The sequence below is a fragment of the Fredinandcohnia onubensis genome (assembly GCF_002734215.1).
Taxonomy (GTDB): domain Bacteria; phylum Bacillota; class Bacilli; order Bacillales; family Bacillaceae_L; genus Ferdinandcohnia; species Ferdinandcohnia onubensis.
In genome coordinates, this window is record NZ_NSEB01000002.1 from 197,134 (window position 1) to 211,761 (window position 14,628).

A 14,628-nucleotide genomic window follows, 5' to 3' on the forward strand; every position below is an offset into this window, starting at 1 on the left:
TAAAATTGTGTCCGATATCTAAGTAGCGGGCAAAAAAATACCCCCAAAGGTGCGTCACCCATGGAGGTTCTGGAGAAAATTCTCTCTTTTTTTATAGAGTTTATGGGCAGTTTCAATGCTGCAGCGCTCAAATCGAATCGTTCCACCAGGCGGTAGTTGGGCGATTTTATAAATATCGACGGAGATGATCGTTGCGATTCGAGGATAGCCCCCTGTCGTTTGCCTGTCTGCTAAGAGAATGATTGGCTCGCCACTACTTGGAACTTGGATGCCACCAAGTGGGATCGCGTCAGATGCAATTTCTGCTTTTTCTTTATGCTGCAAGGGTTTTGTTCCCTTTAATCTAAACCCCATCCGGTCCCCTTGAAGTGCCTGAAAGGTGTCGCTAAAAAAATGTTCGATGGCGCTCTCGGTAAAATAATCCTGATGTGGCCCTAGGATTGCTCGAACGGTTACCTCTTTATCAAACGTTGGAATAAGGTGGTGCGAGAGCCCTGTATTTTTTCGAAGGGTAAGAACAGAACCGTAAATAAGATCGCCATCATTGATCTCTGTTCCAAGCTTTGCCTTTGCGTAATAGGATTTACTCCCGAGGACTTCTTGAGCTTCGAATCCGCCCGCCACTGCTACGTATGCGCGAGTTCCCGATACGGGTTTGCCAAACTTAATAATGTCCCCTTTTGTCACGACAAAAGACTTCCACAATGGGGCTTTGTTTCCGTTCACGGTCATGCTTAAGTCTGCCCCGCAAACGGCAAGTGTAATTGAATCTGCTTCTACCCGTAATGTCGGGCCAAGCATGGTAATTTCAAGTACGGCCTCTCCTCTAGAATTACCGACAAGAATATTGGCAATCTGGCTTGAATAAGTATCCATTGCTCCACTTGTGACGACTCCAAATTGTTGGTAGCCATAGCGGCCTTGGTCCTGAAATGTGGTTAAGAGCCCTTTTTTAAGGACGGTTAATAGTGGTTGTCCCATATGATCACCTAATTGCCTTAATTGTAATGCCTTCATTGGTTAGTGCCTGTCGTAATTCTTGTACAAATTGGAGGGCATGGTCATTATCGCCATGAACGCAGATGGAGTCGGCTTTAATTGGGATGATTTCGCCAGTTATCGTTTGAACGGTTTGTTCTTTCACCATTTGCAGGACTTGTTTGATTGCAACATTGCTGTCATGAATGACTGCACCCTCTTGCGTCCTTGGTGTTAATGTTCCGTTAGGTTGATAGGTTCGGTCAGCGAACACTTCAGACACCGTATGTAAGCCGTATTCTTCCCCAGCTGCAACTAACCTGCTACCAGCAAGTCCATAGAGTGAAAGAGTTGGATCAAATATACGGACAGCCTCAGCAATTGCCTCGGCAAGGGTAGTGTCAACTGCAGCCATATTATAAAGAGCACCATGTGGTTTTACGTGAGAGAGTTTCACTTCATGTGCCTTACAAAATGCAGAGAGAGCACCGATTTGATAGAGAACGAGATCATAGACGTCTTTTGGTGAAACCGCCATGGCTCTCCTGCCGAATCCGACAAGGTCCTGAAAGCCTGGATGGGCACCGATCGCGACGCCATATTTTTTTGCCAGTTGTACCGTTTGGTTGATTACATGCGGGTCGCCTGCGTGAAACCCACAAGCGACGTTTGCACTGGAAATAAAGGAGAGGACCTCCTCGTCTTTCCCGATTTTATAGGTGCCAAAGCTCTCGCCTAAGTCACAATTTAGATCAATCATTTTCAATTTTTTTCACCTCTACCTTGTATTGGTTTTCTTTTACTAGATTTTCAATTTCCTGATATTCCTCGGCTGAAATGGGGGTGAAGCGGAGGTAATCCCCTGCTTTTAGCAAAAACGGATTATGCCTCTCCGGGTCAAATAAAGGTACCGGCGTTCGTCCGATGAGATTCCACCCTCCTGGTGATTCGAGTGGATACACCCCTGTTTGGTCACCGCCGATGCCGACTGCCCCTTTTGGAACTCTTAACCGGGGGTTTGCAAGGCGTGGTGTGCTAAGCGTAGGTGGAAGCCCTTTTAAATACGGGAAGCCTGGTAAAAAGCCAATCATATACACGAGATAATCGACGTTACTATGGATGGAAATCACATCTTCGATTGAGAGCCCGTGCCTGCGTGCAACACTCTCGATGTCCTCGCCATCATAACAGGTTGGAATCACAATAATCTCTTTTAAAGAGGTGCTTTGTTCTGTGGAATGAGCCTCACAAATCTCAGCAACCTGCGCAAAAAGACTTTTATAGGTAGTGAGAATCGGATTATAGTAAACTGTAATTGATTGAAAGGCTGGAACGAGTTCAACAACCTCTAATATATTCAGTTTTTCAATTTGTTTCGTCGTTTGCTGGATTTGACGCTGCAAGCTGTCTGAAGCTGGCTTCTTGTATAGAATCTGCAAGGCCATGTCTCCAACAGGAATAATCTCGTAGTTCATGTTAAAACTCCTTTGTGGTCTTGAGTCCTACTCCTATCTTATAATGAATATGGTAGAATAAAAATACGAATTTCAAAAAAAGGATGGAGAACGAAAATGAAATTGTTCTTAATATTGGGAGCGATTAATGCATTTTTAGCAGTTGCGCTTGGTGCATTTGGTGCCCATGGTTTAGAAGGAAAAATCACCGAAAAATACTTAAAAACTTGGAATACAGCCGTTCAATATCAAATGTTTCATGCAATCGGATTGTTTATTGTTGCCTTTTTAGCGGACAAGTTTTCACAAGTTAGTTTAATTACAACGGCAGGTTGGAGTTTGCTTGTGGGGATCATTTTATTTTCTGGAAGCTTGTACGTTTTAAGTGTGACTGGAATTAAAATCCTTGGTGCCATCACACCGCTTGGTGGCGTTGCCTTTTTACTAGGCTGGGTATTATTAATGGTGGCTGCTGTAAAACATATGTAAAAAGAAAAGAGCAATGCAGGACAAATGTAAAAGGAGTGTCCGTGGACACTCCTTGCTTTTTAGCGTGGTGGATAATTGACTAGACCAGCATTAGCTCCAAATGGATATTCATACTCAATTTCTTCGTCGAATGTAATGTATTGTAAGTATACCATTAATAATAAGTAGCGCATGCCTGTTTGCGGATCACTTAAAATGATGTGATCACGTCCTGCAGCTTCAATCACACCTTTGAAGACCTTTTGTTGGTTTGTGTTATCAAAGCCCATATAGACAGTCGCTAGCTTTCCTTTGTTCAAGCGAAGAATGTTTTCAATATACGATTCTTCGATTGGAAGCATACCCGGTACATTTTGCGCAACCCCACCCGTTGGAACGAAAGTTGGCGTTTGTGGTGCTTGAAAGCCTCCTTGTTGTTGCTGTTGGTATGGATATCCCCCATATGCGAATTGGTTTGGATCCATGTAACCTCCATACTGGCCCATGTTTTGTGGGTTATACCCGTAAGCAGCATACGGATTTTGCATTGATTGATTATCTTTACTCAATGTAAGCCCTCCTCAGATTGTTATGTTTTTCTCTTTTTTAAATAAAGGCAAATGCCTTAGTAAACGTCTGGACAATCCTCCTGTGTTGGTTGGTAGAAGCAGTGTACTTTAAACCTTCCTACGTTCCACTGGTTATACCATTGTGCCGGACAGTTTCCTGATGGTTCAAAAAACCATAAAGAAAACCTGGCTGGGTGAAATCTTTCTCCTTTTTGTACTCTTCGTGCAAGTGCAATCTCGGTCGGTCGAGCGGCCTGGTAGAAATAGCCCTTTTGGGTAGCTTCAAAGCCGCCAGGACTTTGAAAGACCATTTTTCGAATGGTGTTAATATCTTTGAAATCCAGACAACGTGATCTTGCGCGATTTACCCCAACATTCCCTACTAATAGCATGCCTTGTTTGCCTTCGCCTTCAGCCTCAGCACGTAACAGCCTTGCTAACAGTTTTACATCTGGCTCCGTGTGCGCAACTACTGCCATCTTTTCACCTCACTTACAAAAGAAGACAAGGATAATGAAAAAGCCTCTTTACTAACTTATTGTTTCGGTGAAAGATGGGTTCCTACTTTTTGATTATTTTTTGGGATTTTGACTAGAACTTTTTGGTGGGTTGTTTAGTGGATTCATCATTGCATTGTATGAGCGAGGAAAAAGGATTATGAATATCGATAAAAAAAAGAGAGGAAGCCCCTCTCTTTTTTTTATTGTCTAGTTTCATGCGCCATCGGCTCGAGGTCATAAGTCAAGCGCTTCGGAAGGTAGAAAGCACCTTCTGTCAGCGCTTGTCTTATGCTTGTCGCCGATAAGCGGGCGCATGTCACTTTTCTTAATTAATGTGTAGGAATTGTGGTACTTTTTCTTCAGTTAAAATGTTTCCAACGAAGAATGCTCCGAATTCGCCGTATCGAGCACTTACTTCGTCAAAGCGCATTTCATAGACAAGCTTCTTGAATTGAAGCACATCGTCTGAGAATAGGGTTACGCCCCATTCGTAATCATCAAAGCCGACAGAGCCTGTGATGATTTGTTTTACGATTCCTGCATATTGGCGGCCAATCATACCGTGGCTGCGCATAAGCTCTTTGCGTTCTTCCATTGAAAGCATGTACCAGTTGTCATTGCCATCACGGCGCTTATCCATTGGATAGAAGCAAACATATTTGTTCTTCGGTAAGGTTGGGTATAAACGTCCGCGTACGTAAGGATTTTGGTATGGATCCTCATTGCTTTCGCCTGCTACATAGTTACTTAATTCAACAACAGAAACATACGAATATGTAGGAATTGTGTATTCAGCAAGCTTTGTTTTATTGAATTCATTTTCGATTTCATTTAATTCTTCCATTGTTGGGCGAAGAATCATCATCATGAAATCAGCTTTTTGGCCGACAACTGTATATAATGCATGGCTTCCTTGGTTCTCTGCTTGAGTTTTATTCCACTTTTCTACTAAACCAAGAAATTCATGAATTGCTGCTTGTCGCTCGTCACTAGAAAGGGTTTTCCAAGACGTCCAATCGATTGAACGAAAATCATGAAGGCAATACCAGCCATCAAGCGTTTGTGCTGCTTCAGCCATTACAATCACTCCTTATTTTTTCACATGGTTATGTATTCAACACTACTATATCACAGTTTCCCCTATAGCAAAGTGATTAAACCTTAGGAGATTTTGTGAACAAAAGTGAGTGTGAGTAATTTGTCAGGTTGTTGGGAAAATTGAAGATAGTGACATAATACTGTCACATGATTTTTAAGGCTTTTTGGTTTTCAATTTGTGAAAAAAGCCGTATTCTAATGGTTGGCAGTTTTTCAGGGCGATCGATGAGCCCGTCTTACATAAAATGCATTAATAACGTGCTAGGAGGAATAAGGGTGAGCGATTTATTTACTCAATTAAAAGAAAAGGTATCTGGGAAGGACATGAAAATTGTTTTTCCAGAAGGATTAGATGAGCGTATTTTAACAGCAGTAAGCCGTTTGGCAAGTGAAAAGGTGCTTGTACCAATCGTAGTTGGTGAAAAAGCAGCGGTTGAAAGCAAAGCGAAGGAACTTGGTGTTTCCCTTGAAGGCGTGGAAATCTACGATGCGAATTCATACCCCGAGTTCGATCAGCTAGTCGCTTCATTTGTTGAACGACGTAAGGGCAAAGCAACCGAGGAGGACGCTCGTAAGATCCTTAAGGATGAAAACTACTTCGGAACTATGCTCGTGTATACCGGTAAAGCACACGGGCTTGTAAGTGGTGCAGCACATTCGACTGCAGACACGGTTCGCCCTGCCCTTCAAATCATTAAAACCAAGCAAGGTGTGAAAAAGACGTCTGGTGTGTTTATCATGGTTCGTGACGATGAGAAGTATGTATTTGCCGATTGTGCGATTAATATTGCACCAGATAGCCAGGACTTAGCGGAGATCGCTATTGAGAGTGCTAATACTGCGGATATGTTCGATATTGAACCAAGAGTGGCATTGTTGAGCTTTTCAACAAAAGGTTCTGCCAAATCACCTGAAACAGAAAAGGTAGTAGAAGCTGTCAAAATTGCAAAGGAAATGAATCCTGCCTTAGTATTGGACGGAGAATTCCAATTTGATGCAGCATTTGTTCCATCTGTTGCAAAGAAAAAAGCACCGGATTCCATCATCAAGGGTGACGCGAATGTATTTGTTTTCCCGAGTCTTGAATCGGGTAATATTGGGTATAAAATCGCACAGCGACTAGGAAACTTTGAAGCGGTTGGTCCAATTTTACAGGGCTTAAATCAGCCAGTAAACGACCTATCACGCGGATGTAACTCTGAGGATGTTTATAAACTTGCTTTAATCACAGCAGCTCAAGCGTTGTAAGAATAATGGCCATGTCTTTAGGACATGGCCATTTTTTATGGGTGGGTGTATTTTTGCTAGTGGCAGTAAATTACGATTAGTGGCAGTAATTTCAAAATAGTGGCAGTAAATTAAGATTAACGGCAGTATTTCTGAAACAGTGGCAGTAAATCGTCAGCCACGCACTCTAATGACTAAATTTCAAATTTTCCAATCCATTTTTAATACTCTTTTAAGCAGCTCTACTTGTTCTTCCCCGATTTTTTCTAGGATTTGCTTTTCAATTGTTGCTTTTAGTTCCTCATTTTTCTCATAGCATTCTTCACCAAGGGGTGTTAATTCGATTCGTTTTTCCTTTTTATTGTTTTCACCATCCATTACGTTGACTAGCCCTTTTGCTTTTAAGTTTTTAATAAATTTATGAGTAGCTTGCCTCGTTATATCGACATTTTTAGAAACATTCGCAATCGTTGTTTGTCTTTTATAGATACGCGACATGATATACCATTCTGAATTTGAAATCGCGATGTCGCTAGTCTCGTTCCATAATTTTTCTGCAATCCCTCGAAGTTGACCATGTCTCTCACTTAAGAGGTCGATTAAATCTAAATGTTGAAGTACAGGGTCCATAAATTCCACTCCCGATTTTATAATCGCCATTACTATACAAAAATTAATAGATACTGTCAACTAAGTTGACGAAATTAGACTGAGGGTTTATTTTGTCAACCAAGTTGATATTTTTTTAATTTTGGTGTATGATTAAATAAAGTCAACTAAGTTGACAATCCATTGGATAGGAGCATGATACATGTTTAACATAGGTGATCTAGTGATTTATTCGAACGTGGGTATTTGCCAAATAGATGATATATGTGAAAAAACATATGGTGGTATGACTCGGACTTATTATATAATGCACCCAATTGAAGATAACTCGTTGATAATCCAAAACCCAGTGGATAATGACCGGATTTTAATGCAAGGAATCATTGAAAAAAGTGAATCAGAGGAACTCTTAGAATCCTTTAAGCTACCAGGAATTCAGTGGATTGATAATAGTTCGGAACGTCAAAAGGCTTATTCTGGGATCGCTTCGTCTGGAGATAGACAAGAAATTTCAAGAGTACTTAATACATTGCTATGTAAAAAGCATGAACTCGAAATGAACGATAAAAAATTGTCGGAACATGACCGCCGACTACTTCTTTATATTCAAAAAATATTATTTAAAGAATTCGCCATTACGTTAGATACAACAGTTGAGGCCGTAACGAAAAAAATCAATCAAATGATTGCCTTTAAAATGAATAAAACCTCACGACATGAGGTAGCTAAATACGTAAATTAAGGGTAAAATAGGACGGTATAGGAACCAGGCATAGCCTGGTTTTTTGGGGTTTATTTCTTTTAATGCCCTCATCGTTAATCTAGTATTTTAACTTTATTCATTCAGTAGTCTCCTACTTCTATAAGTGTGGGGATGAATGCAAACAGAGTATACAATTCAGTCGGCGTTCAAACTCTGACTGAATAAAGTTAAAGCCTCCGGCGGATGCCACAGATTTTCAATGGAAACTTTTCGAGCAAGCTCGAAAAAATCTGGGCGCAAATACGCCATGGCGCATTTGATATTATAGGAGTATGCCATATGACCGAAAGTCTTTTATATCAGCCTAGTTGGCGGATTATTGATCAATCTAGTCTAGGCTATCAATTTGATGCATTACAATCGTTTGCGATAGATGACACTCTTTGTGCGTTTGTGGGTAAAGGGGAATCACCAGCTACAGCACGGACCTGGGTTCATCATCAAACCATCGTTCTTGGTATTCAGGATACAAAATTGCCTTTTTTGGATGAAGGGGTTAAGTTCCTTGAATCATTGGGCTACCGCGCGATTGTCAGGAATTCAGGGGGACTAGCAGTGGTATTAGATGAGGGAGTGTTGAACATTTCACTCATTTTTCCTGAGACTGAAAAAGGGATTGATATCAACCGCGGCTATGATACAATGCTTGAACTCATTCGAAAAATGCTTGAGGGCTACGAAGTCGATATCGTTGCACGAGAAATCGTTGGTTCGTATTGCCCAGGAAGCTATGATTTAAGTATAGATGGGAAAAAGTTTGCGGGGATATCTCAGCGCCGCTTGCGTAATGGAGTGGCTGTGCAAATTTATTTAGGTGTGACTGGAAGTGGGTCAGAACGAGCAGACATCATTCGTCGATTTTATGATATAGGCCTGCAAGGTGCGGAGACGAAATTTGTTTACCCAGATGTAAAGCCTGAAACAATGGCTTCCTTGGCGGAGTTAGTTGACCCAAACCTTACAGTACAAACTGTTATGCTATTGCTGCTTCAAACACTAAAAAAAGAAAGTGAGCACATTTTCGCGTCACAACTAACGGGGGAAGAAATGCCGTTATTTGAGCAAAATTATGTGCGTGTGCTTGATCGGAACGAAAAAGCATTATAGGACCAGGGGTAGGACCAGGGGGACGGTTCTCCTGGTCCTTTTTTGTCGATAAGTGTAGGTGTGCGCGTTCAATTGCGTTTCACCATAATTTTTTAGCCACAAAACATTTTCACTATTAAAATATTTTTTATAATAAAAATATTGAAATTTGTTTTTGGGCGTGATATGATTCTCGTCAAGTAAGATAATCGAATATGATTGCTGTATTTTCTCTTATCAAGAGTAGGCGGAGGGATTTGGCCCTATGACGCCCAGCAACCGACCGTAATACCATTGTGAGATGGGGCGATTTTTTTTCGCCGGGTATAACCCGTAAGGCACGGTGCTAATTCCAACAGAAGGATTTTTCTTTCTGGTAGATAAGAGGTGCGAAGACTTTTGTATGCTTCAAGCCTCTTTCTGATGAGAAAGAGGCTTTTATTTTTGTTAAAAATGGCCTCATTAAAACAGGAGAGTGATGGCTTTTAATCCGTAAAAGTAGATTTTAAAAATAGAATTACAAACACAAAAAAGGGGAGAAAAACAATGAAATTAACAAAATTATTATTCACAGCGTTACTAATTATCGCAGTATTGGTTGGTTGCCAACCAAAAGTAGCAGAGGAAACGACGAAAACAGATAGTACAGAAGTAAAAAACTCTGATCATCCATTAGCAAACAAAAAAATCGCTTTAATTATGCAACAAAACTTAGGAACTTTTTCTGCTCAATATATTGAAGGCGTTGAAGAGCAAGTGAAAAAATTCGCGGGTGAAACAACTGTTTTTACATCTGAGGGAGACCTAGCAAAAATGGCGTCAAACGTCGATGCAGCGGTAAACCAAGGCTTTGATGCCATTTTAGTTGACCATGGGACAAAAGAAGCCCTACAAAGCTCTATACAAAAAGCAGTTGAAAAAGGTATTCCAGTTGTAGTGTTTGATGCGGAAGTAGAAGTTGATGGAGTTACTGTTCTTGAACAAGGCGACCAGCAAATGGCGCAAATGACACTAGAGAAATTAGCGGAAGATGCTGGCGGTGAAGCAAATATCGTGAAAATTTGGGTGGCTGGCTTTGCTCCAATGGAAAGACGCCAAATCGCCTATCAAGAGTTTCTTGACAACAATACTGGCATAAAGGAAATCGCAACATTTGGTGCAGCAACTGCTAACACTGCACTTGATACACAAGCACAGATGGAAGCTCTATTAAAGCAATATCCAGAAGAAGGCCAAATTACAGCAGTGTGGGCAGCGTGGGATGAATTTGCAAAAGGTGCTGTTCGTGCAATTGAACAAGCAGGCCGTACAGATATTAAAGTGTATGGAATTGACATGAGTGATGAAGATTTACAAATGATTCAGGCAGAAAACAGCCCATGGGTTGCATCTGCAGCGGTTGATCCAAAAGATATCGGACGTATTCAAGTTCGTTTTGCCTACCAAAAACTAAATGGTGATGAAACACCAGAACGAGTAAAACTAGAGCCCGTTTTTGTAACAAAGGATGCACTGCCTGAAGAAAAAATTACAACTGCAGAGCTTGACCAATACATTGAGGGCTGGGGTAAAAGCGAGCAAGGTTACACAGATGAGTTGAAAAAGCTTGAAGCTGGAGAGTAAAAAAGAGGGCCTCCTGAGGTCCTCTGTAAAGGAGGATATGTAGATGCCTTTACTCGAAATGAAGGAAATTACAAAAAGTTTTGGTAACGTGATTGCACTAGAGAATGCTTCTTTTGAGCTACAAAGGGGCGAGGTTCACGCGTTGCTAGGGGCAAATGGTGCTGGAAAAAGCACGCTGATGAAAATTCTATCAGGAGCGTATGAGCTAGATACAGGGGTGATTACTCTTGAAGACAAAACAATTGAGATTCGTTCTCCGAAGGATGCAAAATCAACTGGCATTCACATTGTCTATCAAGAGGTCGACACGGCGATTGTACCGCAGTTAACAGTTGCTGAAAATATTTTACTCGATACCTTTTCAACTGAAAAAAGCTTGTTCATCAATAAAAGAAAGCTTCATGAAAAAGCAGCCTCGATTCTAAAGCTCTTGAATGTCACGGATATACCCATGACAAAACAGGCATTAGAGTTATCGCTTGCTGAAAAGCAGTTGGTGTTGATCGCGAGAGCCCTCGCACATGAAGCGAAGGTTATCATTTTTGACGAGCCAACTGCACCATTATCGATTGAGGAAACAAAGTACCTTTTCGATATTGTAAAAACACTGAAGGAAAAAGGAGTCGGTTGTGTTTTTATCTCGCACCGATTGCCAGAGGTGTTTGAAATCTGCGACAGGTTAACGATTATGCGTGATGGCAGGACGATTACCACTTTTTCAACAAAAGAGGTGACTCCAAAAACGGTTGTTGAAACGATGCTTGGAAGTACCTATACAGAACAAACTTCGAAACGAAAGGCCGTGAAGGGAGATCTTCTTTTAGAGGTAAACGGGCTTGATGATGGGGAAAAGCTTACCGATGTTTCGTTTACGGTTTCTGAAGGGGAAATCGTTGGGGTTGTTGGGTTAGTTGGCGCTGGAAAAACAGAGCTTGCGAAAACATTGTTTGGCCTTCGTCCTTACGAACAGGGTGATGTGATCGTGAAGGGAAAATCGCATCATTTTACTCATTCACAACAAGCAATTGAGGCGGGTTTTGCGCTTATTTCAGAGGAGCGCCGTAAGGAAGGATTGTTTATTCATGAGTCCATCTCTACGAATCTATCCTTTGCCAATCTGAAAAAATTCTCACCGTATTTAGTTATGAACCGGAAGGCTGAAAAAAGCTATGCAAGCTCCATTATTGAATTGCTGGGAATTAAAACAAACGATACGGAAACTCTGGCTGAGCATTTAAGTGGAGGAAACCAGCAAAAGGTTGCGATAGGAAAATGGGTTTCTCGGAATGCGGGCCTCTATTTGTTTGATGAGCCGACAAAAGGGGTTGATGTAGGTGCGAAGCAGGATATTTTCAAGCTTATTTATTCCCTCGCCGATGAGGGGAAAGGGATTCTTTATTTTTCTTCTGAAATGGATGAGATTATAAGAATTTCAGACCGGATTCTTGTCATGTATGACGGAGAAATCGTAAAGGAACTTTCAGGAGAAGAGGCAACACAGGATCAAATCCTTTTGTATGCTAGTGGTGGAAAGGATGACGTACATGAAAGGGAATATCATCAGCTTCCTGTTTAAATACGGGGCAATTTTATTAATGGGCTTTATCTTAATCTATTTTAGTACTGTGAACAGTGCATTTTTTTCATATGGAAATCTATCAGATATTTTACGATCTATCTCAATTGTAACACTTCTTGCGTTAGGGGTTACATTTACGCTTGTTGTTGACGGATTTGACTTATCAGTAGGGTCAACGATGTCATTGTCAGTCGTGATTACGGCGTCCTTGATGGTGTGGTATGAGTTACCGCTATGGGTGGTACTGCTTTTACCGCTATTAGTTGGGGTTGCGGTTGGTCTTGTAAACACGTTTTTGATTGTAAAAATAGGGATACCGGATTTACTCGCGACACTCGGAATGATGTATATCGTATCAGGTCTTCATCGGACCTATACGGAAGGGTATTCCATCTACAACCATATGCCATTGACGAGTGGCGGGACTGCGCCTGGTGAGTTCAGCCAAGCATTTTTATGGATTGGGCAAGGGAAGATGCTTGGATTACCGGTTCCGGTCTGGATTATGCTCGTTTTCGTGCTTCTTGCTTATGTGATTCTTAACCATACAAGATGGGGCCGAATTTTATATATGACAGGTGGAAATGCAGAAGCTGCTAGATTGTCAGGTATTAACACAAACAAGGTAAAGTTGATTGCTTATACCGTTTCTGGTGTGTTTGCGTCAATGGCGGGAATTTTGTTTACAGCGCGTGTCGGTTCGGGACAAATTGATTCTGGCGCTTCGTTGTTAATGGAATCTGTTGCTGCGGTGTTTGTTGGATTTTCCGTGCTTGGTGCTGGAAAACCAAATGCACTTGGAACCTTTTTTGGAGCAGCGCTAATCGGTGTTCTTTTAAATGGACTAACCATGCTAAATCTACCATACTATGCATTTGAAATTGTAAAAGGTGGGGTGCTGGTCTTGGCACTTGCTGTGACCTACATCGGCGTTAAATATCGACCAAAGGTCATTCGTAAAAGGAGAGAGCAAAAAAATGCCGCTTAAAAAACTAGAACATGTTGGAATCCAAGTAAAGGATTTAGACACAACCATTGAGTTTTATACAAGAGTATTGGGGTTAGAGTTGCTAGAAAAACAGGACCACGTTGACCCAAACTTGAAACTAGCCTTCCTAGGCTTTAGTAATTCAGACGAAACGGTCATTGAGCTAATCTCTGGTTATAATCCAAACCTTCCAACAGAAGGAAAGGTTCATCATATCGCATTTACCGTTGAGAATATTGAAGAAGAAATTGCGAGAGTCAAAGAGCACGGTGTTACGTTTGTTGATGAAAACATTACGACGCTCCCAAGCGGGGCTAAATACGTTTTCTTCACCGGGCCAGACGGGGAATGGATTGAATTGTTTCAAAAATAATAGAGAGTAATTGGCGACCAGAGGGATTCCTCTGGTTTTTTGGTTTTTAGGCCAGAGATGCGTTCTCAGAGACATTTAGCAAATGAATTTGTCAGTGTTTGTCCACGAGAACAAGTCTCGTGAAAAATGGGGCCAATCATTCCGCACAACCGTTTATAAATTTTTGAAACGACTCGTTAGTTCCCTATGTTTTATATTATGGGTATTTTCCGAAAATAATAATTATGGTAGGCTAGTGGTATATATTCCTATTTTTTACAATTAGTAATCTGGTAAGGGAGGGATTTGGTTGCTCAATAGATTAAGAGTGTTTAGTGGAAGAGATTTAATTTCGATTCTCTATTTTGGATTTGTTGTCCTAGGGATTGCTTATTTTTTAGGCAATGGGGATGTTTCAACATTTTTTTCTACCTTAAGAACAATGCTACCTGTTTCCGATAGCTGGGAAACAATCAAGCAATTTATCAGTAATTTCCAGACTGAGGGCAGTCTTGGGGCAACTAAAAATAAGGAGCCATTTGAAGAAATCGTCCTTGAATATTTTCCTAGAAGTTTATCGGTGATTGCGACGGCCTTTTTGTTAGCGATTACTTTAGGGATGGCAAAAGGAATTTTTGATTATCGCAATCGGTATACATACTTGAACTTTTTAGGAACAGGGGTAACCTCTTTCCTCAATTCTTTACCAGATTTTTTTATGATTATCGTGCTGCAATGGGTCATTTTGATCCACTTTAATTTTATTGACTTTTTTGGACATGACCAGTGGTTTAACTTCTTTTTACCGGGAATTTTTGTGTCACTTTACCCAATGATGTATTTTGCTAGAATCACCTTTACTGCCCTCACTAACGAGGATGGGGAGATGTACATCCAATATGCTCGGGCAAAGGGTCTGGCACAAAGATTTGTCATACATAAGCATATCTTGAAAAAGTGCATACGCTCGATTTTACAGCATCTTGGCGTTGTTATGACATATGTGGTTTCAAATCTATTCATTGTTGAGTGGTTGATGGAGTATAAGGGTGCGGCTTGGCGAATGATGGTATCGATTAAACGGTTGGATTCAAGTAAAAACGAGAATCTACCATTTATCGACTTTCCGGAAACGGGACTAATCGTAGAAATTTCTTTCTGTTTTGTCGTTCTCCTATTAATCACTCAAATCGTGTCGGTGATTTGGCAAAATAAATACGGTGTGGAGAAGCGAAATATTTGGACCCAGATTACAAAGGTGTTTTTTCAATATGCATTTATTTGGTTATTTGTTCTATTTATTATTTCGTACTTAAAGCCAGGATCTTAGGGAG

General features: G+C 40.9%; 16 protein-coding genes and 1 riboswitch. Of the genes, 9 read left to right on the plus strand and 7 right to left on the minus strand.

Annotation, left to right across the window (positions count from 1 at the left end; genetic code table 11):
* Positions 1 to 54: 54 nt before the first annotated feature.
* Genes CKK03_RS01370 through pxpB form a run of 3 tightly spaced genes read right to left on the minus strand, consistent with a single transcriptional unit; the run spans position 55 to position 2,453 of the window.
* On the minus strand, positions 55 to 1,017 hold the full coding sequence (locus tag CKK03_RS01370; protein WP_245863944.1) for a 5-oxoprolinase subunit C family protein: 963 nt from the start codon (positions 1,015 to 1,017) through the stop codon (positions 55 to 57).
* Positions 986 to 1,744, minus strand: a complete 759-nt coding sequence (locus CKK03_RS01375) for a 5-oxoprolinase subunit PxpA (protein ID WP_099360844.1) — start codon at positions 1,742 to 1,744, stop codon at positions 986 to 988. Before CKK03_RS01375 ends, CKK03_RS01370 begins: the two co-directional genes overlap by 32 nt.
* Complete coding sequence (gene pxpB, locus CKK03_RS01380) at positions 1,731 to 2,453, minus strand: 5-oxoprolinase subunit PxpB (protein WP_099360845.1); 723 nt, start codon at positions 2,451 to 2,453, stop codon at positions 1,731 to 1,733. The genes CKK03_RS01375 and pxpB overlap by 14 nt, the downstream gene beginning before the upstream one ends.
* A gap of 96 nt (positions 2,454 to 2,549) precedes the next feature.
* Between pxpB and CKK03_RS01385 the strand changes: the two genes are divergently transcribed.
* Entirely contained in the window at positions 2,550 to 2,921 is a 372-nt protein-coding gene (locus CKK03_RS01385) for a DUF423 domain-containing protein (protein ID WP_099354649.1), read from the plus strand.
* A 59-nt stretch (positions 2,922 to 2,980) separates the two neighbouring features.
* Here CKK03_RS01385 and gerQ read toward each other — a convergent pair whose 3' ends face one another.
* The 3 genes from gerQ to hemQ all read right to left on the minus strand — a co-directional run bounded on the left by gerQ (position 2,981) and on the right by hemQ (position 5,047).
* Positions 2,981 to 3,448 carry a spore coat protein GerQ gene (gerQ, locus tag CKK03_RS01390; RefSeq protein ID WP_099360936.1) on the minus strand — a complete coding sequence of 156 codons (468 nt, stop codon included), beginning with the start codon at positions 3,446 to 3,448 and terminating at the stop codon, positions 2,981 to 2,983.
* A 77-nt stretch (positions 3,449 to 3,525) separates the two neighbouring features.
* Complete coding sequence (locus CKK03_RS01395) at positions 3,526 to 3,948, minus strand: cell wall hydrolase (protein WP_099360846.1); 423 nt, start codon at positions 3,946 to 3,948, stop codon at positions 3,526 to 3,528.
* A 346-nt stretch (positions 3,949 to 4,294) separates the two neighbouring features.
* Positions 4,295 to 5,047, minus strand: coding sequence for a hydrogen peroxide-dependent heme synthase (hemQ, locus tag CKK03_RS01400; RefSeq protein ID WP_099360847.1), 753 nt, complete (start codon positions 5,045 to 5,047; stop codon positions 4,295 to 4,297).
* 296 nt (positions 5,048 to 5,343) lie between these two features.
* Here hemQ and pta point away from each other — a divergent pair, with 296 nt between their 5' ends.
* Positions 5,344 to 6,315, plus strand: a complete 972-nt coding sequence (gene pta, locus CKK03_RS01405) for a phosphate acetyltransferase (protein WP_099360848.1) — start codon at positions 5,344 to 5,346, stop codon at positions 6,313 to 6,315.
* A gap of 180 nt (positions 6,316 to 6,495) precedes the next feature.
* Here pta and CKK03_RS01410 read toward each other — a convergent pair whose 3' ends face one another.
* Entirely contained in the window at positions 6,496 to 6,924 is a 429-nt protein-coding gene (locus CKK03_RS01410) for a MarR family winged helix-turn-helix transcriptional regulator (protein ID WP_099360849.1), read from the minus strand.
* A gap of 181 nt (positions 6,925 to 7,105) precedes the next feature.
* On the opposite strand from CKK03_RS01410, the gene CKK03_RS01415 reads away from it, so the two are divergent.
* From CKK03_RS01415 to CKK03_RS01445, 7 genes are all read left to right on the plus strand, one after another.
* Positions 7,106 to 7,645 carry a CarD family transcriptional regulator gene (locus tag CKK03_RS01415; RefSeq protein ID WP_099360850.1) on the plus strand — a complete coding sequence of 180 codons (540 nt, stop codon included), beginning with the start codon at positions 7,106 to 7,108 and terminating at the stop codon, positions 7,643 to 7,645.
* A 300-nt stretch (positions 7,646 to 7,945) separates the two neighbouring features.
* On the plus strand, positions 7,946 to 8,773 hold the full coding sequence (gene lipL / locus CKK03_RS01420; RefSeq protein ID WP_099360851.1) for an octanoyl-[GcvH]:protein N-octanoyltransferase: 828 nt from the start codon (positions 7,946 to 7,948) through the stop codon (positions 8,771 to 8,773).
* Between the two features lie 210 nt (positions 8,774 to 8,983).
* Positions 8,984 to 9,139, plus strand: a riboswitch (SAM riboswitch).
* A 159-nt stretch (positions 9,140 to 9,298) separates the two neighbouring features.
* Positions 9,299 to 10,375, plus strand: coding sequence for a sugar ABC transporter substrate-binding protein (locus CKK03_RS01425; RefSeq protein WP_099360852.1), 1,077 nt, complete (start codon positions 9,299 to 9,301; stop codon positions 10,373 to 10,375).
* A 43-nt stretch (positions 10,376 to 10,418) separates the two neighbouring features.
* Entirely contained in the window at positions 10,419 to 11,951 is a 1,533-nt protein-coding gene (locus CKK03_RS01430; protein WP_099360853.1) for a sugar ABC transporter ATP-binding protein, read from the plus strand.
* A complete protein-coding gene (locus CKK03_RS01435; RefSeq protein ID WP_180271113.1) occupies positions 11,920 to 12,942 on the plus strand; it encodes an ABC transporter permease in 1,023 nt (340 codons plus the stop codon). The genes CKK03_RS01430 and CKK03_RS01435 overlap by 32 nt, the downstream gene beginning before the upstream one ends.
* Positions 12,932 to 13,315 carry a VOC family protein gene (locus tag CKK03_RS01440; protein WP_099360855.1) on the plus strand — a complete coding sequence of 128 codons (384 nt, stop codon included), beginning with the start codon at positions 12,932 to 12,934 and terminating at the stop codon, positions 13,313 to 13,315. Before CKK03_RS01435 ends, CKK03_RS01440 begins: the two co-directional genes overlap by 11 nt.
* Before the next feature lie 289 nt (positions 13,316 to 13,604).
* Positions 13,605 to 14,624 (plus strand): ABC transporter permease subunit, encoded by a 1,020-nt coding sequence (locus CKK03_RS01445; RefSeq protein WP_099360856.1) that lies wholly within the window; start codon positions 13,605 to 13,607, stop codon positions 14,622 to 14,624.
* Positions 14,625 to 14,628: the final 4 nt, after the last annotated feature.

Coding starts and splice junctions, on each gene's coding strand:
- CKK03_RS01370 (WP_245863944.1), bottom strand. CDS start 1,017: ATGAAGGCATTACAATTAAGGCAATTAGGTGATCATATGGGACAACCA.
- pxpB (WP_099360845.1), bottom strand. CDS start 2,453: ATGAACTACGAGATTATTCCTGTTGGAGACATGGCCTTGCAGATTCTA.
- CKK03_RS01385 (WP_099354649.1), top strand. CDS start 2,550: ATGAAATTGTTCTTAATATTGGGAGCGATTAATGCATTTTTAGCAGTT.
- gerQ (WP_099360936.1), bottom strand. CDS start 3,448: ATGCAAAATCCGTATGCTGCTTACGGGTATAACCCACAAAACATGGGC.
- CKK03_RS01395 (WP_099360846.1), bottom strand. CDS start 3,948: ATGGCAGTAGTTGCGCACACGGAGCCAGATGTAAAACTGTTAGCAAGG.
- hemQ (WP_099360847.1), bottom strand. CDS start 5,047: ATGGCTGAAGCAGCACAAACGCTTGATGGCTGGTATTGCCTTCATGAT.
- CKK03_RS01410 (WP_099360849.1), bottom strand. CDS start 6,924: ATGGACCCTGTACTTCAACATTTAGATTTAATCGACCTCTTAAGTGAG.
- CKK03_RS01415 (WP_099360850.1), top strand. CDS start 7,106: ATGTTTAACATAGGTGATCTAGTGATTTATTCGAACGTGGGTATTTGC.
- lipL (WP_099360851.1), top strand. CDS start 7,946: ATGACCGAAAGTCTTTTATATCAGCCTAGTTGGCGGATTATTGATCAA.
- CKK03_RS01425 (WP_099360852.1), top strand. CDS start 9,299: ATGAAATTAACAAAATTATTATTCACAGCGTTACTAATTATCGCAGTA.
- CKK03_RS01430 (WP_099360853.1), top strand. CDS start 10,419: ATGCCTTTACTCGAAATGAAGGAAATTACAAAAAGTTTTGGTAACGTG.
- CKK03_RS01435 (WP_180271113.1), top strand. CDS start 11,920: ATGAAAGGGAATATCATCAGCTTCCTGTTTAAATACGGGGCAATTTTA.
- CKK03_RS01440 (WP_099360855.1), top strand. CDS start 12,932: ATGCCGCTTAAAAAACTAGAACATGTTGGAATCCAAGTAAAGGATTTA.